Origin of the sequence: Lysinibacillus sp. UBA6686 (assembly GCF_002455205.1) — a bacterium.
GTDB classification, from domain to species: Bacteria; Bacillota; Bacilli; order Bacillales_A; family Planococcaceae; genus Lysinibacillus; species Lysinibacillus pakistanensis.
In genome coordinates this window covers 21,391-45,324 of sequence record NZ_DKJS01000081.1, presented here as the reverse complement: position 1 = coordinate 45,324, position 23,934 = coordinate 21,391, and the positions used below count along the sequence as shown (strand labels likewise).

The window sequence follows — 23,934 nt, the reverse complement described above, 5'->3', positions numbered from 1 at the left end:
CCTACTCTTTACTTGCAACACGTAAGATTTCAGATATTGTTGTCTGTCCTGCCGCAACCTTTTGTAAACCATCCATTAGCAATGTTTTAAAGTGTTGCTGCTTCATATATTCTCTAATTTTCTGATCGCCCACCTCATGGATAATCAATTCCTTCACATGCCGATCAACTGGTAGGATTTCATGAATAGCCATCCTACCTCTATAACCAGTAAAATTACATGCTGCACAGCCACGTCCCTTACGTCCCTGCGTCACATGTGGTATACCATTATCTTTGAAAATAGCTAACTCATATTCAGTAAATGTATAAATCTCAGAGCAATCCCTACAATTTCGTCTAACAAGACGCTGTGCCATAATACCGACTAATGAAGACGATAGTAAAAATGATTCAATGCCCATATCCTGCAAACGTGATATAGAATCGACGGCACTATTGGTATGCAGGGTACTTAACACTAAATGCCCTGTTAATGAAGCTCGTGTTGCAATTTGTGCTGTTTCTAAATCTCTAATTTCCCCAATCATGACAATATCTGGATCTTGACGCAAAATAGAACGTATNNCGTAGCCCTGTTGCAAATGTGAGCCCAACCTCTTCCTTCACCTGAATCTGATTGACACCCGCCAATTGATACTCAACAGGATCTTCAACGGTAATAATATTGACACCATCATCGTTTAGTTCATTTAATGCCGCATACAGTGTGGAGGATTTCCCCGATCCAGTTGGACCTGTTATGAGGACAATACCATTGGGATGTGAAATCATGGAGCGAAATAATGCTTCATTTTGATCAGAAAAGTCAAGCTGCTCAATACCATTTACAGCGTTTGCTAAATCTAAAATACGCATTACGACCTTTTCTCCATAAACGGTTGGTAGGGTGGAGAGTCGTATATCAATCGGTCGGAAATTAATCGTTGATTTAATACGTCCATCCTGTGGAATTCGATTTTCTGTAATATTGAGATTCCCCATAATTTTTATACGGGCTAATACCACACTTTGCATATTTCTCGGCAAGGAACGCTCTGTTCTAAGGACACCATCAACACGATATCGGACACGTAGCTCGGTTTCCTGTGGGTCAAAGTGAATATCACTAGCCCGTTGTGCCACACCATTTGCAATAATTTGATTAACAAGGCGAACAATTGGTGAATCCTCACGCTCAATATCCGTTTGCATATCGATGCTGGATGTTGCCATATCAGACAGGGCTGCATCCATTGATTCCTGTAGGTCATAGTATTTGGTAATTGTTCGATACAAATCGTCCTTCGCCGCAATACTCGTTTCAATTTGACAGCCTGTAGCCATACGCACTTCTTCAATAGCAAAGTAATCCATCGGGTCTGCCATGGCAATAAAGAGCTTATTTCTTTCCTTGCGCACTGGCATAATGTTCGCGCGTTTTGCTAATTCAGCAGGTATCAACTGAAGTAGATCAGGGCTAATCGTATATTGGTTTAAATTAATATGAGGAATCCCAAGCTGAAACTCTAGGACTTCAATAAGCTGTTGTTCTGTTAAGTAATTCTTTTTAATTAAAAAGTCACCAAGCTTTTCTTCTTTTGACTTTTCAGTTAATGCATACTCTAATTGCTGTGATGTAATAACACCTGATTCTACGAGTAAATCACCCAGTCGTTTCCGTCCAGCTTTTGCTGCCATGAAAGTACTCCTCTCTTTTAAGGACTTGTTTGTACAAAATTTCCACCCTTATCATAGTAGCCATAGACAATCTCTGGTCCATCCTGCTTCTGCTCTGTTGCAGATGTATTTGCATCAGGTAAACCATTACCATCTAAATCCATCTCCAAATCAGAATCTGTTGCTGTCCTTTGCTGATCTGTCATGACACTTTCAGAGGCTTCCAGCTTACGGGATGATCGTACAACAATACGGTTGACAGGAGCATAATAGTCTCGGCTAACAAGCTGTTCCTCCGTAGAACCGCCATTGATACGGATGGAGCGATAAATTTCAATACGAACGCCCTCCTGCCCCTCCTGCTCAATCTTCTCCTGACCAGCAGCAAGTTCATCTGAATAGCGAGCTATAATTCTCGGTCTGACAATCTTATCCTTGGTCACACGAACGGTCACTTCCTTGTCTTTTTCCGCAGACCATATTTCAATTTTCAACTGATTTCCTTCAATCGTAGCTTTTAGCTTACTAAGCTGAGCTGAGGTATTCACAAATTGTAAATCCTTGGCAAGCACCATATTCACCTCTGCTTCCAATCCTTGCTGTAGGTAAGAAGGGGGAACGGCTTGAGCATGACGTTCTACAATGGCATAATCTGTTTGTAGTATCGTGCTATAGACCATTGAAGCTATAAAATTAAGGGTTTCTGTATGCACCGTATTCGCCTGCTCTCCAAGCAACTGTAGCAGTGACATCTTTTGGTTGGGTGCGATTAATTGATTATTCAGCGTATCGAGCAATCCCTCTAAATTATCAACATTCTTCGGAATATCACTTATTTGAAAAGCAATTCGTTCATTCTCTAATGAACTAACATCGACTAATTCTGCATTAATCTGATGGCTGCCTAAATTCCCAGCCTGATTCAGAATCCTCGCAATCGTTTCCTCTGTTTTCCATTGCGAATTATTTTTCACAGCTTTCTTTGTATTGACACTAGCTATTACAGGGATCGGGAGCTGAACAGTTCTTTTACTTTCCCAAAAGGCAAACCATGGCTTTTTTGACAGCTCCTCAAATTGTGACACTACCTGCTCTATATCAAACTGTACATCATGTGCATACAGTTCCTGCTCCGTACCACCACCACTAATAATAAGAGGTGTTTCCTGCCATTTCTCCACAGCATCACGAAGAATTTGGAGGATCTCTTCTTTATTCAGCCCTTCAACAGCAATACCACCAATTGTCGAATTTTCAGGACTTTCTTTCGCAAAAACTGTGCCATTTAGCACAAGTGACGGAACAAAAAATCCTACAATTAGAACAATCGCTAAAATGACGCTAATTATTTTTATGTACATTTTCATCCATCTCATCCTTCCATTCACTAATGGAATTTCTATTTATATACAAAATGATACTACAACTATAGTAGTTTGACACCCCTAAAAATGCAACTTTTTTCCGATTTAATTTTTATAATTCCTGAAAAAATTCAAAAAATATTCAAAAAGTAGTTCTAATGAATTACAAAACAAGATAAATTCCATTAGATATAGATCCGAAATTTCGTTATAATACCCTTAATAGTCATTTTTATCTAATTTCTAATAAAAGACTGCTTTAATGATTTCAATTGAAGTAGGAAGAAGTAATTAAAAATATATGAACAGGATTAAAAGATTTAATCTTTAAAATTAAATAATGTCGTTTGAAAATTAATTGAAAGGATTCAAAAAAATTATTTATTTCGGGAGGAGAAAAATGGAAAGTATTGGTTATGTTAATCAACAAAAAGGTCTTACTTTAGTAGAAGTTATCGCCTCAATTGTTTTAATCTCTATCATACTTTTAAGTTTTATGGGGATATTTATGCAATCTAATAAAACAACTGCAACCTCTGGAGATATTGTAAATGCTACATATATTGCGCAAAAGGAAATGGAGAATATTTTTGCTAACAAGGATAATTATCCATCAATAGATAAATTAGCTTATGCATTACTTTATACTTCAGTAGCAAATGGGGATTTTGAAAAACATCCAGGTGATCGTATACAAATTGTATTAAAAACAGAGCCCCTTCTTCAAAATTCGGAATTAACGACTATAATTATTGAAGTGTATGAAGAAGTAGACGGTAAAAACGTGTTGAAAAGTAAAATACAAAATATTTATAAAATTGGAGGTTGAACTAACAAATGAAGAAAACAGTCAAACTGCAACATGGTATGACCTTAGTAGAAGTGCTAGCTGTGTTGGTCATTGTCAGCATCATCTCCGTTCTTTTATTTAATATATTGGGTTCTAGCACAAGCACCCATCAAAAACAGTCTACAAAAAACGAAGAGTTACGGAATGCGTCTTATGCTCTTAAATTAATTACAAAGGATTTTCGTCGTGCTAGAAATTTTGATGAAAGCACCTATACTTTTACCATTGATAGTCAATCTTATGTCTATACAATTAGCAATAACACCATAACACGCAATGGTGAGACTGTTGCAAATAATATTGAATCATTTTCACTTTCTTATGTAAATAATATTCTTACTGTGAACTTAAAAAGTCAGAATGGTAAAGAAATCAGCACAAACTTATCATTACGTAAAGGAAAAAGTTCGTAAAAATTTTATCTTTAGTAATAGAAGGACAATCTAATGAAAAGGTGGGTAATTTATGTGGGTCAACGGAATTTTACGGAAAAACGAGAAGGGTTACGCTTTCTTACTTGTTTTTCTAACAATGATTTTAGTATCTGTACTAGGTTTAGGGATTTTAAGTGTTTCTAATAACACTTTAACAACTTCTGCGCATGAACGAGATGATCAGTCTGTTTACTATATAGCAGAGGCTGGGTTGAATTATGGACGTGAGCATTTTAATCAAAGTTTTGACAACGCTTTTAATAAAGCAGAAAAAGACTATCTTATGGCAAAAGCAAATTATGAACAAAACCCTATTGGAGATCCACCCATATTCGGAAATTACTTAATGAATGAATTGAGTCTATTAGGCTATCCAACTAATATAGATATAGAAGTAATGTTAACTAATACTTTCGTTAACATTGGTATACCATTTCAAGAACTAGAATTTGAAACCCAATTTAATAATATACCTGAAGCTAGTATAAGCATTACATTAATAAATGAGGATGTGAATGAACTACAGTATGCTATTAAATCAATAGGAAAGTTTTATATTTTAGATTCAACAGGTCAAAGAGAAGATACATCCATTAGTAGAACATTGGAACAAAACATTAAAATCACATTGGACTATACAGATACTAATGGCGGCTCAGAAAACGGAGAGAATAACAGTGGTACAAACAATGGAGGGTCAAATGGTGGGAACAGCAGTCATTATGTTCCAAGTGAATTTACTGTACAAACTAAAGGCAATATTATTGTAAAAGCTGGAGGAAAAATTGATGGGAATGTGGCAAGTGCTGGAGGTAACATTTCATTAACAGGCGGAGCATCTATTACGGGTAGTATAGGCACTTCTCCCGAAAACTTTCATGTTGATAATGACGGCTTAGAATACTTAAAAAATCAAGTAACAGAACAAAAGGATTTTCCTGCTGGCAATGTACTTGCGCCATTTCCAAGTAACATAATGAATGATTTATCACAGCTAAACTATCCTCCAAATGAGGAGGTTGCAGAGAGTCAATGGAATAAAACCAACATCATTAATAATGGAAATTTCCAAGCAGATAACTGGATGACAAATAATTATACACTTAATTTAACTGAGGATACACATTTTAAACAATTTAAAGTAACTTCAAACAATACAATTACGATTAATGTAGGGGATACTGATAAAGACTTATATATTGAAAGTCTGGATATTTTGCAAGGGCATATTAATATCATAGGGACAGGTAAGTTAAATATTTATGTAAAAGACTCGTTTAATATTAAAGGCTCCTTTAACAGCGGTGGTGATGTTAGTCAAATTAACTTTTTATATAGTGGATCTGTACCTCTAACATTTTCAAATGAAACACAAATTAATGGCTCCCTTTATGCAAAAGAAGCAGATTTAACATTTTCAGGTGGCGTTGGTGTAAAGGGGAATATCTATTCTGGAGGACAAAATGTGACATTTGATAGAGGCTTTAATTCAGTTGGTCAACATATTATTGCACCAAATGCTGATATTAGAGTGAATGCAGGGGCACATATTAAAGGAGCTGTTGTAGCAGATAATATTATAGTTGATGGAGGTGCTTCAATCACTTTTGGTGAAAGTACCATTTCTCCAGGAAATAATGGCGGTTCTAATAATTCGGGTGGTAATAATAATTCAAATGTACCACCTTCTCCACCTAAAAAAAATATTATCGAAGAAATCATATTAGAAAAATAAAAAAACTAACACATGGACAATAAATTATATTTTAATTGTCCATGTGTTTTTCTAAACCTATCAAATTCCTCTAGTGATCCTTCCTCAACAACCTACCCGACAACAACAATCCAATCCCACCAATCGCGATAAACAAAACAGCTCGTATTAATAGATCGAGTGCAGATAAATCAAAGAATATAAGCTTTATAAACGCAATGACCAAGATGGTAAAGCCCGTTAAGCGTAATGTACGGAAGTTGCGCACCGTACTCAGCCATAGGGCAATACTGGCTGTCACAAAAAGTGTAATGGTAGAGAGTGCAATGCTAAGCTTCCAGTCCAGTAGATTGTTATAGGCTAGCTGATGCACGAATCCCCAAATGGATAGCATTATCAACACAATAACAGCACTTACTGTTGGATCTACGTATTTCTCCATCTGTTGTTGATATATTTGATAAATACGGCCCTTTATAAGCACATCTATTAAAATTGCCACAAGCACAACAATATAAATGATTCTTGTTACTATATGGAGCCATTCTATTCCCTGCATTTCGGCTGGAAGGATACCGATTGATAGCGTGAAAAGCAGGAAAAATGCGCCAAGCACTGGTGTTAATGCGCGTCCTTTATATTTTGCTGGCACTAGAAGGGATGCTGCAAATAGGACAGCTAGCATAATACTCATCATATGCTGGCTGTTGCTAACACCAGCAAAATATACGGCATCAAGCTTACTAATATAAACTAAGAAGTACCCAGTCGTTATGACCGCTAAAAAGTCTACTACATATAAATCCTTCATCAGTTTTTCAAATACCGAAAGTGACTCTTTCGGACGTATTGCATTTAGATAAATAAGCAGCAAATAGATGACTGGCATAAAGAGGCTAGCATGGTTAATGCTAAAAAATGGTGCTGGCTCATGAATCATAAAGTTAATTATAATGGTAATAGCAAATATGACCGAGCTGATGACCTTCATCAAGCTTGCTTGTAAACGTAAGCTCATCATAACACCTGTAAATGCAATAAACGGCAATAGTAAATCTTCTACTTTCTCTGGTATATTCATAACGAGCAGCGTATTACATAGGGTGATAAACGCGAGTGTGATGGCACTATCAAATGCCTCCTGCCATTTTTGCCTATAGCCATAACCCGCTAAAGTCGCAAACAAGATGACCAATACGAATAAAAGCGCTTCACTATATTCGATTGGTCTAATCATAAGGTTCAAAAGCAATAAGCTAAAAACTCCTAGAGAAAATTGAAGACCGACATGAATATGCTTCCATTTAGATTCAATATTAAATAAACGGCACCAACTCGTATAGAAAATAGCTAATACAGCCATCAAGCCAAATGCCATTATAGCTCGATTGTCAGTGTTCATAAACGCTATAATGCTAACAGCTAGCATAGAGAAAAAGGTTGCTATATAGAGTGCCAGCTTTTGCTTATGCTGATAAATGACAAATTGTAGCATCGTAAATAACGCAAGTACATAAATTAAAATAATAACAGCACTAAAATCCATATATTCTAGTAAATATGGTAGCAAAAGTGAAGTGAATGCTACAAACACTGTTAATATCTCATTTTTCTTTAAGTAGCAAATAGCAATCCCATAGCCAATATAGATGATGGCAATAATGAGTGCCAGCGTTAAACCAATGATTTCATACAATATTGCACTGGCCGCTGTTGTTAAAATTCCTACGATAAATGCCCCACCATATAAGGAAATGGTGATAGCTGGAGATCCCTTTTTTCTATGCTCCAGCACATTTGCTAGTACGGCTAAGAAAATCGATAATGCATAGGCGAGGATGATTTTAACCTCATTCGATAAATAACCATAATCACTAACGAGCTTAAGACCCCAAAGCACTCCCATCACTAAAATTACCATGAATATTTTTGGTAAAGCCCACATGATACGTTCCTCCAGCGATTGCTGTGGTTGCTTCTTTTTTTCAGGTATTGGCCTTGGGTTTGGCTTGGAAGTACTAATTGGTTTTTGTTCTGCTAATGATGAAGATTGATTTATCATTGTTTTTCTAGCATTTATTGCCGTTGATTGACCAGCAGAATGTTGCTGTTTTAAGACATCTAACTCCTGCCTCAAATCCATCATTTCCTTCTCAAGCTTGGCAATCCTTTGCTCCATTTCAAGTGACATCCCATCATCCTCCCTACTTTTTCATTTTTTACATTATAACACCTTTTTGAAAGGTGTAAAATTATACTTTTAGATCATATTTATACTTTAGCTATCTAGGTCTTCGATACATTAAAGCACGCTCACTATCCTTCGTACCCCTTGTAGTTGGATCTATAACAACACCCATTAATACGAGAATTGATAAAACAGTATTTAAGATGAATGTTAGCTGCTCACTCATTGCACTCGTTAAATCATAGCCAAAAATAGCTGCAACTTGCTGTGCGAGTAATAAAATCAATGAAAATAGTGCCAATAAAAATGGCTTATGCTGAAGACGAATCTTCCAGTTAATTTTCATAGAAGCTCACCTCCCCCCTTCTCTCTACAATATATGCATAGTGAAAACTTGACACATATGCAAAGATGGAACTCGAACTATAGAAATACGGGGATTTAACAAACAAATTACTTAAACGAAAATTACAAATTTACTTTAAAAATTATATTTTTTAGGGAAATGATCACCATAAAAACAATGTGAAAATAGGCAGATATTTCTATTACAAGGATTTCTATTTTTGCTTTATAGTAATTCTTCTTACTAAGAATTTTAGTGTATTAGCATGAATTACAAATACTTAAATCCCCTACATAATGCTTTGCATACTTTCTTCATAACTTCTGTCACATTAAAATTTTTCCATCAAAACCATTGACAAAAAAACCCTTGCGTTATATGGTTAGTTACAAGAGTAATTAACCGATTAACAAAGGAGGTGGATTGTGATTCATTCTTTAAACAATGAAAAGCCTATCTTCCAGCAAATCCGTGAACGAATAGAGGATGCCATTCTAGATGGACAGCTACAGCCCGGGGATCGCGTTCCATCCACCAATGAATTTGCGAAGGAATATCAAATTAATCCTGCAACCGCTGGGAAAGGCGTGAACGAATTAGTGGATAAAGGTGTTATTTATAAAAAACGAGGTGTTGGCATGTTTGTTAGTACAGATGCTCGTGAAATTTTACTGGTAGAGCGCAAGGAAAATTTCTTTCAACAGCATATAGAGCCATTAAAAAAAGAAGCCACAAGATTAGGGATTTCCAATGAAGAATTACAAAATATGTTACAAAGGGGTTAGTGTATGAAAATCGACGTAAAAAATGTTGTTAAAACATTTAAACATAAGAAAGCTTTAAAAAATGTCACATTTACGCTAGAGGGGCCTAAAATTATTGGGTTTTTAGGTCATAATGGTGCTGGTAAAACAACCTTTTTAAATTTATTAGCTGGACTTATTGCCCCAACTAGTGGAAGCATCTCTGTCAACGGAGAAAATGTGTTCAATGCACCCGCAACTTTACGTGATATTTGTTTTATCGCAGAAAGTGGTAATTTTCAGGAGGAAATGACCATTGCACAGGCATTAAAAGCTAATAGTTTCTTTTATCCACAATGGGATGAAGCACTTGCGAGGGAGTTACTAGAGGTATTTGCATTAAATCCCAAGGATAAGGTTCGTGGTTTATCGAAAGGAATGGTTTCAGCTTTAGGCATTATTACAGGGTTTGCAAGCAATGCAGGAATAACAATTTTCGATGAGCCTTATATCGGGCTTGATGTCGCTGCACGAAATACATTTTATGATTTATTAATTGAGCAACAAACTGAAAATCCAAGACTTTTTATCTTGTCCACACATTTAATTGATGAGGCAAGTGATCTCTTCGAGGAAATTCTAATTTTGAATGAAGGGCAGTTGTTGCTTCAAAAAGCAGCAGAGGAATGGCACCAGCATATTGTAGCTGTAAAAGGAAACGCTTCAGATGTTGAGCAGGCAATACATGGACTAGAAATTATCTATCAACATATGTTTATGCAGGAATTAACTGCGGTAATCTATAGCGATGGTCGCCATATCGAGGGGCATAATATTAAACTTGAGCGTGTTTCCTTACAGGATATGTTGGTGTACTTAAGTAAGCAGCAGAAAGCGAGGGCTATTAAATGAATACAGTGAAGGGTAGTTTTTATATTCTATTTCAAAGCTATAAAAAGAAAAACATTATTTTTTGGAGCATTTTATTTTCTATCGTTCTATTGACTTTTTTCATAGATACTTTTTTTGGGCAATACTTGTTTTCTTTCGCCATTACGATTTCTATTCCAGTCTATATCTTTTACAGTACAACGGCATCAAAGTTGTTAAATAACACCTTGCCTTATTTTTTAAAACTCGGAATAAGTCGTACGCAGTATATGGTCAATGTTGGTCTCTTTTTTATCTGCTGGAGCCTAGCTGGCGCTGTAATCATTACTTGTACGCATAAAGTCATTACCTACTTTACAGCATTACTAAAAATTAAAGAAATACTTATTATTCATCCAATATACTTTTTCGGGAATTCCACCGCATTTATAGATACAGTTGCACTGGACACAGTATTACTACTATTCTCTTTAACATCTGGGCTATTATTAAACATTATCTTTTATCGTTTTGGAACTGTTGGTGGTTATAGCTTTATCGGAATACTTTGTTTAATTCCAATTACTATGGTCATTTTCGAGTGGTATACTCCATTGTTTGAGCTGTTTTCAAAAGTATCAGCTATAACAATAGTAAGTAGTCTATTAGTATTTAGTGTCCTCCTATACTTTATCATCTCACTGGCTTTACGGAAGGCTTCAGTAAATCCTGCTTAATTCAAAAAGAAGGGATCGTGTAGATGTCAAAAAAATCTTTTTTAAACTAATTGGCTTAGAACTTTTACTTATATTTTTCTATGTTATAAATGGTGCCTACGTTTCCATTCTACAACCTTCAAGCCCCTTTTTCCAATTTGCGCTGCTAGCACCTCTTTCATTAGGGCTCTTTGTGTACATTGCAGTGAAAAAGAAATGGCACCAATACTTCTTTTTAACTTTTAATAAAAGTGATATTTTACTTGTTAGCCCACTTATTTTTGTTTTATGTATCATTCTTTTCGGTACCAAAGGCTTGAATACAGAATCCTTTAGTAATTTAATCGTGATGCTGATCATGCAATTGTTCGTTGTAGCTTTTATCGAAGAGACCGTTTTTAGAGGCATCATGCTACGGATGCTAGTAGGAAAAGGGCCTTTAACAGCCGTTTGGGTATCAAGTCTCCTATTTAGCATCACACATGCCTTACAGTTACTTGGTGGTCAATCTCTTGAAGATACAGTAATCCAAATAATCTATGCACTACTTGTCGGGCTCGTACTTTCTTTACTAATTTTAAATGGTCAATCCATCATACTAACAATATTGTTCCATGGCTTGAATAATTTCTTTAACTTTATGGGCAACGAAGAAAGCCCTTTGTTATATGCATATATTATTATAATTGTACTTTTTATCTATATGTTACTATTATGGAAGCGTGTGAAGAAAAAAATAGTCATCCAATAGTATGTTCTCTTGATGCCAGGTCCTTTGACAAGAAGACTTGGCATCCTTTTGTCCGGTATGATATTATTTTTTAGCCTCTTTCTCATTTATTTGAAAAAGAGGAATTTCTCCATTTTTTATACAGTCAACTAATACATACTCCACTTCATTTTGATCATTTACGCTAGACATTATATTTTTGCAAACATCTGTCTCTTGCCCTTTGTCCTGCCCTCCAAATGCATCATGTGAATTATCATGCGTATATTGAATTTCCTTCCCATCAAAATGTAAATCTTCGAAGATGGGGTCCCCCTCTTTTGTATAGGAAGTCACTCGAACAGTATCCTCTTGATTATTAACTAGATGCTCAAGAAATTGTTCAAATCGTTCTAAATTATGTACTCCGTTATGTAAAATTGTAATATCCCCTCTTTTAATCGCTTTAGAGGAGTCGTATCCACCTGTTAAGGAACACCCAGTTAAAATGATTAAAACCATTAAAAAGAATAAAATTTTTTTAAGCAAGGCTTAACCCCCTTTTTATGACCACTCACCTCATTTCAATACAATATTTACCATAACGAAAAATAGATTAAGATGCAAGTCTTTCTCTTTTTCATTTATAATAGCATCTTAATACAGTAAGTGGGATAAAAAAACAAGTGAAAAAACACGCAGTTAAAATTCAGGTGCTTATTCACCTGTTTAGGAAAATAAAGTGACAATCAGATTCGTTTTATAGGTGATACAGAATTCTTGGCAGGAATTGAGTAAATCCAATCTGAATTTTTTTCGGTTGTAGGTCTATTCCCTTGCGTTAATGTTGCTATTTCATCAGTTGTAAGATCTAAACTCACCCGATGCTTACCTTCCTACTTTCCGTCCCTTACCATGCGGGACACATAATGGCGTCCCAAAAATTGGATCTTTAATGATCGTACAGTTCATTCGAAATACATTTTGCACCATCTCCATTGTTACAACTTCCTCAGGTTTACCTTGAGCGTATATTTGCTTATCTCGGACTGCAACAATATGATGGGCATAACGACATGCCAAATTTAAATCATGTAGTACCATAACAACTGTACGATTTTCTTTGACATTCAAATCATATAGTAAGTCTAAAATTTCTATTTGGTGAGCCATATCTAAATAGGTAGTTGGTTCATCTAATAAAATTAAATCCGTTTTTTGTGCTAAGGTCATCGCAATCCAAGCACGCTGTCTCTGACCACCAGACAAAGCGTCTACTGATCGATCTACAAAATCCGTCATCTGTGTTACTTCTAACGCTTTATTTACAATTTTTTCATCCTCATTAGACCACTGCTTTAACCAGCTTTGATGAGGATAACGCCCCTGTTTAATTAATTGTAAGACTGTTAATCCTTCAGGTGCAACAGGTCCCTGTGGTAGAATCGCTAAACGCTTTGCAATATCCTTTGTGGGAATTTTTTGGATTACGTCATCCTCTAAGAAAATTTGACCAGCTTTCGGTTTTATTAAGCGGGCAAAGGTTCGTAAAAGTGTGGATTTTCCACAACCGTTGGCACCTACCAATACGGTAATTTTTCCTTCAGGTATTTGCAAATTTAAATTCTCTAAAATTTTATTTTCCCCATAATATACGCTTAAATCATGAGCCTTTAAAACATTTTTCAAAATCCTGTCACCCTCTTTTATACTCTTTAGCTATTGTAGCTGTTGTTAAAAAGCATTTATTGATTGCGTGTTTTAAACAATAAATATATAAAAAATGGAGCACCGATAGCTGCCGTAAATACACCTGTTGGTAGATCTTTAGGTAAGAAGGCTGTTCGAGCCACAATATCGGCTGCTATAACAATAATGCCACCGATAATAGCCGTTACTGGAATTAAAGCAGCAAAGGAGCGTCCAACAAGCATTCTACTCATATGTGGTGCCACTAATCCGACAAAAGCAATTCCACCAGCAAAGGCTACAGCAGAACCTGCAAGCATGACACTGATTAGTAAAAAGAATAAACGATAGATTTGAACTTTTACGCCTAGTCCAATAGCAATATCATCTCCCAATTCCTTAACATTTACAATTCTAGCCATTACGAATGTCAATGGTAATAATACTAAAACCCATGGTAGCAATAGAAAAACATCTTGCATATTAGCCCCATATAAACTTCCTGTTAACCATAAATATGCTTTCGTGGTAGCAGCCACATTGCTAATAACGAGCAGCATGGTCACCATCGCTTTTGCTAGTGCCGAAATCCCAATACCAATCAACACCATACGTATAGGAGTTACACCCTTTTTCCAGGATAGAAGATAGATGATAGACGACACGATCGAAGCACCTATTATTGCTGCTAGGGGTAAAAATTGAATGCTGACTGCTCCCATAAAATACACGATAAAAACAATCGCCCCAACTGATGCGCCACTAGTTACTCCAATAATATCTGGGGCAGCAAGTGGATTACGAATAATTCCTTGTAAGATTAAGCCCGCAACACCAAGTGCTGCACCGACTAATAAAGCCATCAATACTCTAGGTAGTCTTAATGTATGTAAAACAAAATTATAGTCCCCACTTCCGTAGCCAAACAATTCCTGAATAACAATCCATGGATGAATAAAGTCACTGCCAACTGATAAACCAAGAATCGTTAATAGGGCTAATAAAAGACTCAGAATTAGAGTGATCAAGCATGTTTTTAAAGCAATTTGAAACGAAATACGATCAGATTTTGAGCGTATTGTCATGTACTTAGGCATTTTTCGCTAACCCCTTTCGTGCAATATAAATGAAGAAAGGAGCACCAATTAAAGCAGTCATAACACCAATTGGCATTTCCAATGGCATGATTATAAATCTAGCTGCTATGTCAGCCAACAGCAGTAGCGTAGCCCCAATCACCGCACTATAAGGAATAATCCAGCGAAAATCTGAACCTACAAGCCCTATTGCTATATGCGGTACAATCAGTCCAATAAAGCCAATTGAGCCCGCTACTGCTACAGAGCTACCTGCAAGCACAATAATAATTATACCCAGCATAATTTTAGTGATAATTGTTCGCTGTCCTAATCCTTTTGCAATATCATCACCAGATTGCAAGACATTAATGGATCTTCCCATAACTATTGAAACAATGGTTGCGACTAAAATAAATGGAAGAACAGGTAAAAGCATATCAATGCTACGTCCTGATACTGACCCCGCTAACCAAAAAAGGACACTTTGTAGGCCCTGTTCATCAATCACAAGTAATCCCTGTGTAAACGATACGAATAAGGCTGTAATCGCTGCACCTGCTAATACTATTTTGATGGGTGTTAAACCATCTCTTCCTAATGATCCTAAGAAAAAAACCATTGCTCCTGCAATACCTGCCCCTAAAAAGGCAATCCACATATAACTCATTAAGGAATCTATTGAAAACAAAGTAATCGCGCTGACAATAAAAAATATAGCTCCTGCATTAATACCTAAAATATCAGGTGCCGCTAATGGATTTCTTGTTAATGCACGCATTAAAGCCCCCGCAATGGCAAGACTAGCACCAACTACCGCAGCGATAATAGCGCGTGTCAAACGAGAAGTTCTTATAATGACATGCTCGGTATTTGCATCATTAAAATGAAAAAATGCCTGATAGATAGACTCTAATGATATAGAGGTTTGACCAAGTGCAATACTTAAAATAAATGTGCAAAAAAGCAATACACAGCTTATTAGTAAGCAAATTTTTTTCATTGAGGTACTGGAAAGAATAATTCTCATTTTATGCCAACTTTCTTCATCCACAATTTATCTCGAAAACTAGCTTGCAGTTTAAATATAAAGCTTTCTATCTACAAGAAGAGGGCTGTTGCTAAAGATACAGCCCTTACTTGCCATTATTTTTCTAATTCAAATTTGTCATAAATATCATCAAGCATTAAATTAGCACTTAGAATACCACCAGCTAGATTCCAATTAATTTCATCAACTTGGTATACTTGATTTGCTTTGACTGCATCAAGCTCTTTCCATAATGGATGATTTGTCCATTCTTCATAAACTTTTTTAACAGCCTCATCATTTTCCATAAACATATAAATCACATCTGCATTCATCTGTGTAATACTTTCTTTATCCGTTAGTTTTACAATCTCTAATGAATTATCTGTTAGATTTTTAGGACCCTTGAAGCCAAGTTCTGATAAAATTGATCCTGCAAAGCCTGTAACATAAATTCGTGCATGATCAGCTCTAAAATTAACAACTGAAACATGTAGTGGCCATTTGTCCCCAAGCTTTTCTTTAATTTTTGTTTGGAAATCTGCCACTCGGTTATCCCAATTTCCTAATAGCTCTTTGACCTTATCTTCTTGATTCATTGCTTGACCCATCATTTCTGCTGTTCCTTTGAAATCAAAAACAGTTTCATGGGCAACTGTTGGTGCAATTTGAGATAACTGATCATAAATTTCCTCATGACGCACTTTCGAAGCAATAATTAAATCAGGCTTAAGCTTCGCAATTTCTTCTAAATTTGGCTGTGTTTCCTGCCCAACGATTGTTACACCATCTAAATCATTTTTAAGATAGTTGTAGATAGGCGCTTCTGCCCACGACTCTACTGCACCTACTGGCTTAATCCCCATTGCAACTGCCACATCGGTAGCACCTTGATAAAGCGTTACTATTTTTGTCGGTGTTCCTTTTACTGTTGTTGTACCCATCGCATGTGTAATTTCACGACTTGCTTCCTCTGTTTTTCCTTCTTCTGATGCTTTATTTTCCTGTTCACTACTTTTTGATGTTTTATCCCCGCAAGCAGCTAGTAAAAATGCGAATGATAGTAATAATGTAAAAAGCAAATAAAAATTTCTTTTGTTAAATGTAAGTTTCGACATATAGGTCCTCCCAAATAATAATCAATAATGATAATCATTATCACTAAAAGAGTATACTGTACAAAAAATGTATTTACAATATCTTTTTTTATAAAAAACGTACCTTACTAATAATTTTAATAATATTTTATTTTTAATTGGCTGCTTATTATACAAATATACAAATTAACCTCTTTTGATAAAGAAAATCACCCGAAACAAAGGTATATATACTCATCTAATAAGCTATAAGGATATATTAGGCATATGTTACATAAGTTTCGATTTTCACTGATGTGTGAGATTTATCTAATAGTTAGTAGGCAAATAAATAGACCCTATCGACATATCACTCATATCTTAATAATGAACCACAACTTATTAAAACAGGAGGTAATAACCATGTTTAATCGTATGCGTCATCATGGGAAAGGTCCACATTGTTGTCCACCACAAGCAATGCCAACACAATTTGATCCACCACAATTTATGCCACCAGAGCAATATGTTCGTACAAATTATATCCATACTGTCGTACCGCATGTACAACCAACACATATTACAAATGTAAATAAACATATTTTCGATCATCAATACTATTTCCCATGTACTGAATCTGTCGTGAATGAATGTTGCGAAAACCATACACTTTGCGAAATGCCACCTAACCCTTGTCACATGCCGCAGCATCACTGCCATATGTCCCATCACCACGGTCATATGCCGTATCATCATAGTCGTATGGGCTATTAGTCAATTACACACCCCAGCGTGATTGCGTCAAGCTCGCTCAAAACGCTCCTCTTCAAAATCTGTGATAGCCAAGGGACTCTGTAAGCTAGCGAAATAAATGACCATTCATCTCGCCACTTACTTAATATTTTGCTAGAATCAAGATAAAAAAGAAGCGATGAGGTTGTTAAACGCCTCATCGCTTTTTGTGCTTTTTATATGTCTGTAAAAAACCGAGTATCCTCTATTAGATACTCGGTTAATCTTAATTAGTACATTTTTAAATATTGGTCACGTTCCCATTGATGGACAGTAGTGCGATACATATCAAACTCAATTTCTTTTGCTTCTTTGAAGTTTGCATAGATATGCTCACCTAACGCTTCTTGCGATACTTTGTCTTTAGCAAGTAATGTTAATGCATCATCAAGAGCTGGTGGTAAGTTTTCAATTCCATTTGCTTTACGTTCTTCTTCAGACATCACATAAATGTTACGGTTAATTGCAGCTGGTGGAGTTAGATTTTGACGAATCCCTTCTAGACCCGCTTCTAAAATAACAGCCATTGCTAAATAAGGATTTGCAGCTGGGTCCACAGAACGTACCTCTACACGTGTTGACAGACCACGAGCTGATGGAATACGAATTAGTGGTGAACGGTTTTGTGCTGACCATGCCACATAACATGGAGCTTCATACCCAGGAACAAGTCGTTTATAAGAGTTAACTGTTGGGTTTGTTACAGCTGTGAAGCCTTGAACATGCGCAAGAACGCCTGCCATGAATTGCATAGCTGTTTCAGAAAGACCTAATTCAGTCGCTTCATCATAGAAAGCATTTTCTTTGCCTTTAAACAATGAAACATTGAAGTGCATCCCAGAGCCAGCTTCACCGTATAATGGTTTTGGCATGAAAGTAGCGTGTAAGCCGTGTTTACGTGCAATTGTTTTTACAACTAATTTGAACGTTTGGATATTATCACAAGCTGTGATAGCATCTGCATATTTAAAGTCAATTTCGTGTTGTCCAGGAGCTACCTCATGGTGAGAAGCTTCAATTTCAAAGCCCATCTCTTCTAGCTCTAATACGATATCACGACGGCAATTTTCACCAAGATCAGTTGGCGCTAAGTCAAAGTAACCACCGTGGTCATTAACCTCTAATGTTGGTTCGCCTTTTGCATCTAATTTGAATAAGAAGAACTCTGGCTCAGGTCCTAAATTAAAGCTTGTGAAGCCCAAATCCTCCATTTTTCTTAGGATACGTTTTAGGTTGTTACGTGGGTCACCAGCAAATGGTTCGCCTTTCGCAGTGTATACATCACAAATGAAGCGTGCTACTTTCCCTTTTTCAGAAGTCCAAGGGAACACCACGAAGGAATCTAGATCAGGATATAAATACATATCTGATTCTTCGATACGAACGAAGCCTTCAATAGATGAACCATCAAACATCATTTTATTTTCTAGCGCTTTGTCTAATTGGCTTACAGGAATCTCAACGTTTTTAATTGTGCCAAGTATATCCGTAAATTGTAGACGAATAAAGCTTACGTTTTTTTCCTCGATAAGACGTTTAATGTCCTCTTTTGTGTATTTACCCACAGTTTTCCACACTCCTATAATTTGTCTAGCTTTTATCTTTACCCTACCCTATTAAAGGCTTTTAATAGAATCGGGATAAATCCCCACGTCGGATGGATGATTTTTGCATGCGCTGTGCTTGACGCATTTCCTCACGCATGATACGACGTAATTCTGAGTCACTTAAGTCTGGCTCATCTGTCGTCACAGGATTATTCTTTTTAGCGAATAACTTTTTAATTTTCGCCATATTCATGCCCTGTTCTAAGTAATCTTTAACTTCTAGCAATGTATCGACGTCATTTAATGAGAACATTCGACGATTGCCTTCTGTTCGGTGCGGCTCAATTAAATGGTGTTCTTCATAATAACGAATTTGGCGTGCCGAAAGCTCGGTCAATTGCATCACGATACTCATAGATAATAACGGCATAGTTCGTCTAATTTCACGACTCATTTAAGTCCCCTCCAATACCCGCTAATCATATAACGAAATTTTTACACTGTCAACAAGTATGTAAGGTTTCCTAACATCGTTTTTAAATATTTTTTCGACTGCTACAAAATTGTAAAAAAACTATTCAAAATCACGATTTGAATAGTTTTTTCCACCTTATCTATTGCTGAATTTTTTGAACTGCACTACAAATAGCAAATTTTACATGCTCATATGTGAGACCGCCTTGAATAAATGCCGTATATGGTGGGCGAATAGGACCGTCTGCTGTAAGCTCAATACTGGAGCCCTGAACAAAGGTACCAGCCGCCATTATGACATCATCCTCATAGCCTGGCATATAGGCTGGCTCTGGTGCGTAATGGGCATTGATTGGTGAGTTCGCTTGGATTTCGCGACAAAAAGCAATCATTTGTTCAGCCGTTTGGAATGAAACAGATTGAATTAAATCCGTTCGTTTCGCATCATAGCTTGGAGATGTAGACATGCCAACTTCTTCTAGCATTGCCGCTGTGAAAATTGCGCCTTTTAATGCTTGTGCTACAACGTGTGGCGCTAGGAAAAAGCCCTGATAAAAATCACCAAGCGTATTTAGTGTTGCACCTGCTTCTGCACCAATACCCGGTGACGTCATACGATAGGCACATTTTTCAACTAAATCGGCACGACCAGCAATATAGCCACCAATTTTGGCTAAGCCACCGCCTGGATTTTTAATCAGAGAGCCTGCCATTAAATCTGCCCCTACCTCTGTCGGTTCCTGAGCCTCCACAAATTCTCCATAGCAATTATCGACAAAGATGATAGCCTGTGGTGCTAATTCACGGATTTTCACACACATTGAAGCAATTTCTTCAATAGTAAAGGATGGACGTGATGCATAGCCCTTTGATCGTTGAATCGCAATCATTTTTGTATTCTCTGTAATAGCAGTCGCTACACCGTTCCAATCAATCAGTTGATTTTCTATTAAATCTACATGTCGATAACCAATTTTATAATCCTTTAATGAGCCAGTATCCTTATCACCGCCATCTACTATGGATTGTAATGTATCATATGGTTGACCTGAAATATACAGCAATTCATCACCCGGTCGCAGCACGCCGAATAGACTAAGCGTAATGGCATGGGTCCCTGAAATAATCTGCGGACGTACAATGGCAGCCTCCGCTCCAAAAACCTCTGCATAAACACGCTCTAAATTGTCACGTCCCTCATCATCATAACCATATCCATTAGAAGGGTGTAAATGATAGTCACTCACTTGATGCTTCCTAAAAGCTGCAAGCACCTTTTGTTGATTAAAGAACGCCATCTCGTCTACCTTCCTTTGAAACGGGCGAACCTTATCCTCTATTTTGGTAGCCAATGCTAACGTTTCTTCTGTTAAATTCGTTGTAAAAGTCATGCATTCTTCTCCATTCACATTTCTTCAATTGCGGGCATCTACACCCACAAATTGAAGTTTTCACTTTCTCCTATCTTATCTTAACAATTTGTAGATGTGTCTGCAAAACTTGCCTATTGTTTCTACTCGCAATTTGCGCTAAGCTAATGTGCGGACTTCTTTCATTATTTTTGAAATTTCATAGATTCTCTTACATTTAATAGAATTTTTTAACTTTAATGAGAAAGTACATTATTTTTCAGAAGGGGTGAAAGGGATGGCTTGGGAGGTTTTCAGTATTATCGGAACAATTGCCTTTGCTATTTCTGGGGCAATTATCGCCATGGAGGAAGAATACGATTTATTCGGTGTTTATATACTCGGTATTGTCACTGCCTTTGGTGGTGGCGCAATTCGTAACTTACTTATTGGCCTGCCTGTTACAACATTATGGGGACAGGATATGATGTTCCAAATTGCACTTGCGGCAATTACTATATTTTTTATTTTTCCACATCATCTAATTCAGCATTGGCATCGCTGGGGAAACTTTACGGATGCCATTGGCTTATCGGCATTTGCTATTCAAGGTGCCCTCTATGCTGTAAAGCTCGACATGCCCATTAGCGCAGTGATTGTAGCTGCTGTCTTAACTGGTTCAGGAGGCGGCATAGTTCGAGATCTTTTAGCAAGACGCAAGCCTCTCGTATTACGTGATGAAATTTACGGGGTTTGGGCAGCTCTTGCAGGACTTATGATTGGTCTAGAAGTATTGACAGGCGACCTCTTTTTATATGGATTATTTGGTATGATAACAGTGCTAAGAATTCTTTCCTATATGAAGAAATGGCGTTTGCCTTTACGAAAGCTCAATCGGGCATAGGCATTTTATAAATAGTAACAAGCCCAAATAGTTTTGAATATGGGCTTGTTATACTTTTTGTTACGATCTATTCTTTCGATTCTACTAGCACTACAGATTCCTCAAGTGTTGCCATGTTTTTCATCATAGAGCAAGCTGCATCTAAAATTGGAAATGCTAAAGCTGCACCAGAGCCTTCTCCTAAACGCATATTCATATGTAGCATTGGTTCAACACCAAGCAACTTGGCTGCTATTTTAGCCCCTGGTTCTTCTGAGGCATGGGAAGGAATGATGTAGTCCTTTACTTTTGGCTCAAGCTCAAAGGCAATGAGAGCAGCAATCGTAGAAATAAAGCCATCAATTACAACAGGTTTGTGATTTGCAGCAGCCGCAAGTACAATTCCAGCCATAGCACCTATTTCTAAGCCACCAACTTTTGCAAGAATATCAATAGCATCGTGGCGATTGGGCTTGTTTAGTGCAATAGCATGTTGAATAACCTCCACCTTATGCGCAATTCCCCCTGCTCCCACACCTGCACCTAGTCCTGTTACTATATTTGGATGACAGGCATGAAGCACGGATAGGATAGCCGCACTTGGTGTTGTATTCCCAATACCCATTTCACCAGTTCCAAGAACATCCGCTCCGTTTCTTATTTCGTTCGTTGCAACTTCAATTCCTACTTCGATGGATTGAATAGCTTCCTCTTTTGACATAGCTGGACCCTTTGCCATATTATCTGTCCCATATTTAATTTTCTTAAGAATGACACCAGCATCAAGCGGTAAATCTTCTTTTACACCAACGTCAACCGTTATAATTTTAGCATTGGTTATGTTGGCGATTGCACAAACACCCGTAAGCCCTTTTGGAAAATTCAATGTTTGTAAAAAGGTGACCTTTTGTGGATTTGAAGTTACATCTTCCTCACAAACACCGTGATCTGCTGCACAGACAATAATTGCTTTGCTCTCAATTTTAGGAAATAATTCTCCTGTAATACCAGCAAGCTGTACAGCAAGATTCTCCAATTTCCCCAAGCTTCCAGGTGGCTTGCTCAGAGAGTCTATATATTCCCTAGCTTTCTCCATCATACGGCTATCCGCATTTTGAATTTTTTTAATCGTGTGCTGTAATAATTGCATGAAACTATTCCCCTTTCAATCTTTCGAGACAATATAAAAAGCCTGCAGTTTATTCATGACAAATAAACTACAGACTTTTCCATCGTCTATATAATCGAAGCAATTAGGCAGGTCTCCTGGCTCAATTTCAACATTTCATAGAACCTTCCCAGCACCATGCTAGTGGCATTCTCTATGAAACTCCTTTTTACAGTGGTGGGACCGCTAAAGACTTTCACTTTATTCCCTATTCTCCCTCAATGGGCACCTAATGCTATTATGCAATTTCTTTTAATTTACTGTAAAGATATCTTTCTGTCAATATGTCACCTTTAAAGCTAAATTAGACTTCTTTCTGATCTATTTCACTAATAAATGTCGCGCCAAGCAATAGAATAGCTCCTATTATTTGCAGCATAGTCATTTTTTCTCCTATAATCATCGTTGAGATTACCAATGACGTTAGAGGGTCAATATAGCTTAGAATGGCTATGCTTTGCCCCTTTAAATGACTCATTCCTAAAAAGAAAAGATAGAAGCCTATACCGGCATGGACAATGCCCAATGCTATTAGTAAACTGATGGATTTTATATCGATATACATGATTTGAAATCCAGTTGTTCCATTAAGATAAAGTGCTAGAAATAACGCTGCTAAAGAAAGCTGCAGAATTGTGTTTGACGGTTCTTTAAGTCCATGAATATACTTATTGACAAAAGTTACCAACGTATAGAAACATGCTGCAATAAGCCCATACACAATGCCGATATCTTGCCCATTTTCTTCTGTAGCTTGGCTATGGACAATAAAGAATAATCCAACTAATGCCACACCTACATAGAAAATTTTTCTTAGATACAGTTTTTCTTTTAATACAATTGGTGATAAACAAATCACTAAAACTGGCGCAAAATAATAGCTAAGCGCTGCATTGGCAATGGTTGTTTCTTTGTACGCTTGAAATAGAAAAATCCAATTCCCACATAACGCTACACTAGATAGCAGTAATGGCCATATATTAGACAAAATGGATGCTTTCGTTATTTTTTCTTTTTTAACGATGAAAATTATCAATAAAAAACTAGAGCCAATCACACTCATCCAGAAGGCAATTTCACTGGATGGCAGGTGTATATATTTAGCAAAAACACCGATAGCCCCAAAGATAATCATAGATAAAACAAATGCAAATTTTCCGCTCACTTCTGATTCCTACTTTCTACTTATATAGTTTTTAGCCTATACAGTAGAATCTATTGCAAGAAGAGCAAGCTAGTGTGGAATGCCTTAAACAGT

At 36.8% G+C, this 23,934-nt stretch carries 22 protein-coding genes, 1 pseudogene and 1 riboswitch; of the genes and pseudogenes, 9 read left to right on the top strand and 14 right to left on the bottom strand.

Features of this window, described 5'->3' with window-relative positions; all coding sequences use genetic code 11:
• Nucleotide 1: 1 nt before the first annotated feature.
• Together B2R82_RS21960 and B2R82_RS21955 are read right to left on the bottom strand one after the other, a co-directional pair.
• Nucleotides 2-1,679: pseudogene (locus B2R82_RS21960) on the bottom strand (GspE/PulE family protein).
• A 17-nt stretch (nt 1,680-1,696) separates the two neighbouring features.
• A complete protein-coding gene (locus tag B2R82_RS21955) occupies nt 1,697-3,025 on the bottom strand; it encodes a VanW family protein (protein WP_286927059.1) in 1,329 nt (442 codons plus the stop codon).
• Between the two features lie 397 nt (nt 3,026-3,422).
• On the opposite strand from B2R82_RS21955, the gene B2R82_RS21950 reads away from it, so the two are divergent.
• The 3 genes from B2R82_RS21950 to B2R82_RS21940 are packed head-to-tail and all read left to right on the top strand — an operon-like array spanning nt 3,423 to nt 6,041.
• Nucleotides 3,423-3,851, top strand: a complete 429-nt coding sequence (locus B2R82_RS21950; RefSeq protein WP_054772309.1) for a type IV pilus modification PilV family protein — start codon at nt 3,423-3,425, stop codon at nt 3,849-3,851.
• Nucleotides 3,852-3,859: 8 nt separating this feature from the next.
• Entirely contained in the window at nt 3,860-4,285 is a 426-nt protein-coding gene (locus B2R82_RS21945; RefSeq protein ID WP_286927058.1) for a PulJ/GspJ family protein, read from the top strand.
• Nucleotides 4,286-4,337: 52 nt separating this feature from the next.
• Entirely contained in the window at nt 4,338-6,041 is a 1,704-nt protein-coding gene (locus B2R82_RS21940) for a DUF7305 domain-containing protein (protein ID WP_286927057.1), read from the top strand.
• A gap of 70 nt (nt 6,042-6,111) precedes the next feature.
• Here B2R82_RS21940 and B2R82_RS21935 read toward each other — a convergent pair whose 3' ends face one another.
• Both B2R82_RS21935 and B2R82_RS21930 read right to left on the bottom strand, forming a co-directional pair.
• Nucleotides 6,112-8,211 (bottom strand): DUF2339 domain-containing protein, encoded by a 2,100-nt coding sequence (locus B2R82_RS21935; RefSeq protein WP_286927056.1) that lies wholly within the window; start codon nt 8,209-8,211, stop codon nt 6,112-6,114.
• 91 nt (nt 8,212-8,302) lie between these two features.
• Nucleotides 8,303-8,554: a phage holin gene (locus tag B2R82_RS21930; protein WP_286927055.1), complete on the bottom strand. Its 252-nt coding sequence runs from the start codon at nt 8,552-8,554 to the stop codon at nt 8,303-8,305.
• 425 nt (nt 8,555-8,979) lie between these two features.
• On the opposite strand from B2R82_RS21930, the gene B2R82_RS21925 reads away from it, so the two are divergent.
• The 4 genes from B2R82_RS21925 to B2R82_RS21910 all read left to right on the top strand — a co-directional run bounded on the left by B2R82_RS21925 (nt 8,980) and on the right by B2R82_RS21910 (nt 11,634).
• Nucleotides 8,980-9,339: a GntR family transcriptional regulator gene (locus B2R82_RS21925; RefSeq protein WP_286927054.1), complete on the top strand. Its 360-nt coding sequence runs from the start codon at nt 8,980-8,982 to the stop codon at nt 9,337-9,339.
• A gap of 3 nt (nt 9,340-9,342) precedes the next feature.
• Nucleotides 9,343-10,209, top strand: a complete 867-nt coding sequence (locus B2R82_RS21920; protein ID WP_286927053.1) for an ABC transporter ATP-binding protein — start codon at nt 9,343-9,345, stop codon at nt 10,207-10,209.
• A complete protein-coding gene (locus B2R82_RS21915) occupies nt 10,206-10,904 on the top strand; it encodes a hypothetical protein (protein WP_286927052.1) in 699 nt (232 codons plus the stop codon). Before B2R82_RS21920 ends, B2R82_RS21915 begins: the two co-directional genes overlap by 4 nt.
• A gap of 184 nt (nt 10,905-11,088) precedes the next feature.
• Nucleotides 11,089-11,634 carry a CPBP family intramembrane glutamic endopeptidase gene (locus B2R82_RS21910; protein WP_286927051.1) on the top strand — a complete coding sequence of 182 codons (546 nt, stop codon included), beginning with the start codon at nt 11,089-11,091 and terminating at the stop codon, nt 11,632-11,634.
• Between the two features lie 63 nt (nt 11,635-11,697).
• On the opposite strand, the gene B2R82_RS21905 is transcribed toward B2R82_RS21910, so the two are convergent.
• From B2R82_RS21905 to B2R82_RS21885, 5 genes are all read right to left on the bottom strand, one after another.
• Nucleotides 11,698-12,141 (bottom strand): DUF4362 domain-containing protein, encoded by a 444-nt coding sequence (locus B2R82_RS21905; RefSeq protein WP_286927050.1) that lies wholly within the window; start codon nt 12,139-12,141, stop codon nt 11,698-11,700.
• Between the two features lie 339 nt (nt 12,142-12,480).
• Nucleotides 12,481-13,281 (bottom strand): ABC transporter ATP-binding protein, encoded by an 801-nt coding sequence (locus B2R82_RS21900; RefSeq protein ID WP_286927049.1) that lies wholly within the window; start codon nt 13,279-13,281, stop codon nt 12,481-12,483.
• A 56-nt stretch (nt 13,282-13,337) separates the two neighbouring features.
• Nucleotides 13,338-14,378 carry a FecCD family ABC transporter permease gene (locus B2R82_RS21895; protein ID WP_286927048.1) on the bottom strand — a complete coding sequence of 347 codons (1,041 nt, stop codon included), beginning with the start codon at nt 14,376-14,378 and terminating at the stop codon, nt 13,338-13,340.
• Nucleotides 14,371-15,387 carry a FecCD family ABC transporter permease gene (locus B2R82_RS21890; protein WP_313373165.1) on the bottom strand — a complete coding sequence of 339 codons (1,017 nt, stop codon included), beginning with the start codon at nt 15,385-15,387 and terminating at the stop codon, nt 14,371-14,373. The genes B2R82_RS21895 and B2R82_RS21890 overlap by 8 nt, the downstream gene beginning before the upstream one ends.
• 116 nt (nt 15,388-15,503) lie before the next feature.
• Nucleotides 15,504-16,505, bottom strand: coding sequence for an ABC transporter substrate-binding protein (locus B2R82_RS21885; RefSeq protein WP_286927046.1), 1,002 nt, complete (start codon nt 16,503-16,505; stop codon nt 15,504-15,506).
• Nucleotides 16,506-16,886: 381 nt separating this feature from the next.
• On the opposite strand from B2R82_RS21885, the gene B2R82_RS21880 reads away from it, so the two are divergent.
• Nucleotides 16,887-17,237 carry a CotD family spore coat protein gene (locus B2R82_RS21880; protein ID WP_286927045.1) on the top strand — a complete coding sequence of 117 codons (351 nt, stop codon included), beginning with the start codon at nt 16,887-16,889 and terminating at the stop codon, nt 17,235-17,237.
• Between the two features lie 248 nt (nt 17,238-17,485).
• On the opposite strand, the gene glnA is transcribed toward B2R82_RS21880, so the two are convergent.
• The 3 genes from glnA to B2R82_RS21865 form a co-directional block, all read right to left on the bottom strand.
• Nucleotides 17,486-18,820 (bottom strand): type I glutamate--ammonia ligase, encoded by a 1,335-nt coding sequence (glnA, locus tag B2R82_RS21875; RefSeq protein WP_286927044.1) that lies wholly within the window; start codon nt 18,818-18,820, stop codon nt 17,486-17,488.
• Between the two features lie 61 nt (nt 18,821-18,881).
• On the bottom strand, nt 18,882-19,256 hold the full coding sequence (locus tag B2R82_RS21870) for a MerR family transcriptional regulator (RefSeq protein WP_286927043.1): 375 nt from the start codon (nt 19,254-19,256) through the stop codon (nt 18,882-18,884).
• A gap of 160 nt (nt 19,257-19,416) precedes the next feature.
• Nucleotides 19,417-20,667 carry an aminotransferase class I/II-fold pyridoxal phosphate-dependent enzyme gene (locus B2R82_RS21865; protein WP_286927042.1) on the bottom strand — a complete coding sequence of 417 codons (1,251 nt, stop codon included), beginning with the start codon at nt 20,665-20,667 and terminating at the stop codon, nt 19,417-19,419.
• A 256-nt stretch (nt 20,668-20,923) separates the two neighbouring features.
• Between B2R82_RS21865 and B2R82_RS21860 the strand changes: the two genes are divergently transcribed.
• A complete protein-coding gene (locus tag B2R82_RS21860; protein ID WP_286927041.1) occupies nt 20,924-21,529 on the top strand; it encodes a trimeric intracellular cation channel family protein in 606 nt (201 codons plus the stop codon).
• 67 nt (nt 21,530-21,596) lie between these two features.
• Here the strand turns inward: B2R82_RS21860 and cobT are convergent, their stop codons facing one another.
• Complete coding sequence (gene cobT, locus B2R82_RS21855; protein WP_286927040.1) at nt 21,597-22,658, bottom strand: nicotinate-nucleotide--dimethylbenzimidazole phosphoribosyltransferase; 1,062 nt, start codon at nt 22,656-22,658, stop codon at nt 21,597-21,599.
• An 89-nt stretch (nt 22,659-22,747) separates the two neighbouring features.
• Nucleotides 22,748-22,924: riboswitch (cobalamin riboswitch) on the bottom strand.
• 56 nt (nt 22,925-22,980) lie between these two features.
• On the bottom strand, nt 22,981-23,841 hold the full coding sequence (locus B2R82_RS21850; protein WP_286927039.1) for a DMT family transporter: 861 nt from the start codon (nt 23,839-23,841) through the stop codon (nt 22,981-22,983).
• Nucleotides 23,842-23,934 lie beyond the last annotated feature (93 nt).

Excerpts from the sequence above, each read along its gene's own strand:
- B2R82_RS21955 (WP_286927059.1), bottom strand. The coding sequence starts at position 3,025 with ATGAAAATGTACATAAAAATAATTAGCGTCATTTTAGCGATTGTTCTA.
- B2R82_RS21950 (WP_054772309.1), top strand. The coding sequence starts at position 3,423 with ATGGAAAGTATTGGTTATGTTAATCAACAAAAAGGTCTTACTTTAGTA.
- B2R82_RS21945 (WP_286927058.1), top strand. The coding sequence starts at position 3,860 with ATGAAGAAAACAGTCAAACTGCAACATGGTATGACCTTAGTAGAAGTG.
- B2R82_RS21940 (WP_286927057.1), top strand. The coding sequence starts at position 4,338 with ATGTGGGTCAACGGAATTTTACGGAAAAACGAGAAGGGTTACGCTTTC.
- B2R82_RS21935 (WP_286927056.1), bottom strand. The coding sequence starts at position 8,211 with ATGTCACTTGAAATGGAGCAAAGGATTGCCAAGCTTGAGAAGGAAATG.
- B2R82_RS21930 (WP_286927055.1), bottom strand. The coding sequence starts at position 8,554 with ATGAAAATTAACTGGAAGATTCGTCTTCAGCATAAGCCATTTTTATTG.
- B2R82_RS21920 (WP_286927053.1), top strand. The coding sequence starts at position 9,343 with ATGAAAATCGACGTAAAAAATGTTGTTAAAACATTTAAACATAAGAAA.
- B2R82_RS21915 (WP_286927052.1), top strand. The coding sequence starts at position 10,206 with ATGAATACAGTGAAGGGTAGTTTTTATATTCTATTTCAAAGCTATAAA.
- B2R82_RS21895 (WP_286927048.1), bottom strand. The coding sequence starts at position 14,378 with ATGCCTAAGTACATGACAATACGCTCAAAATCTGATCGTATTTCGTTT.
- B2R82_RS21890 (WP_313373165.1), bottom strand. The coding sequence starts at position 15,387 with ATGAGAATTATTCTTTCCAGTACCTCAATGAAAAAAATTTGCTTACTA.
- B2R82_RS21885 (WP_286927046.1), bottom strand. The coding sequence starts at position 16,505 with ATGTCGAAACTTACATTTAACAAAAGAAATTTTTATTTGCTTTTTACA.
- B2R82_RS21880 (WP_286927045.1), top strand. The coding sequence starts at position 16,887 with ATGTTTAATCGTATGCGTCATCATGGGAAAGGTCCACATTGTTGTCCA.
- B2R82_RS21870 (WP_286927043.1), bottom strand. The coding sequence starts at position 19,256 with ATGAGTCGTGAAATTAGACGAACTATGCCGTTATTATCTATGAGTATC.
- B2R82_RS21865 (WP_286927042.1), bottom strand. The coding sequence starts at position 20,667 with ATGACTTTTACAACGAATTTAACAGAAGAAACGTTAGCATTGGCTACC.
- B2R82_RS21860 (WP_286927041.1), top strand. The coding sequence starts at position 20,924 with ATGGCTTGGGAGGTTTTCAGTATTATCGGAACAATTGCCTTTGCTATT.
- cobT (WP_286927040.1), bottom strand. The coding sequence starts at position 22,658 with ATGCAATTATTACAGCACACGATTAAAAAAATTCAAAATGCGGATAGC.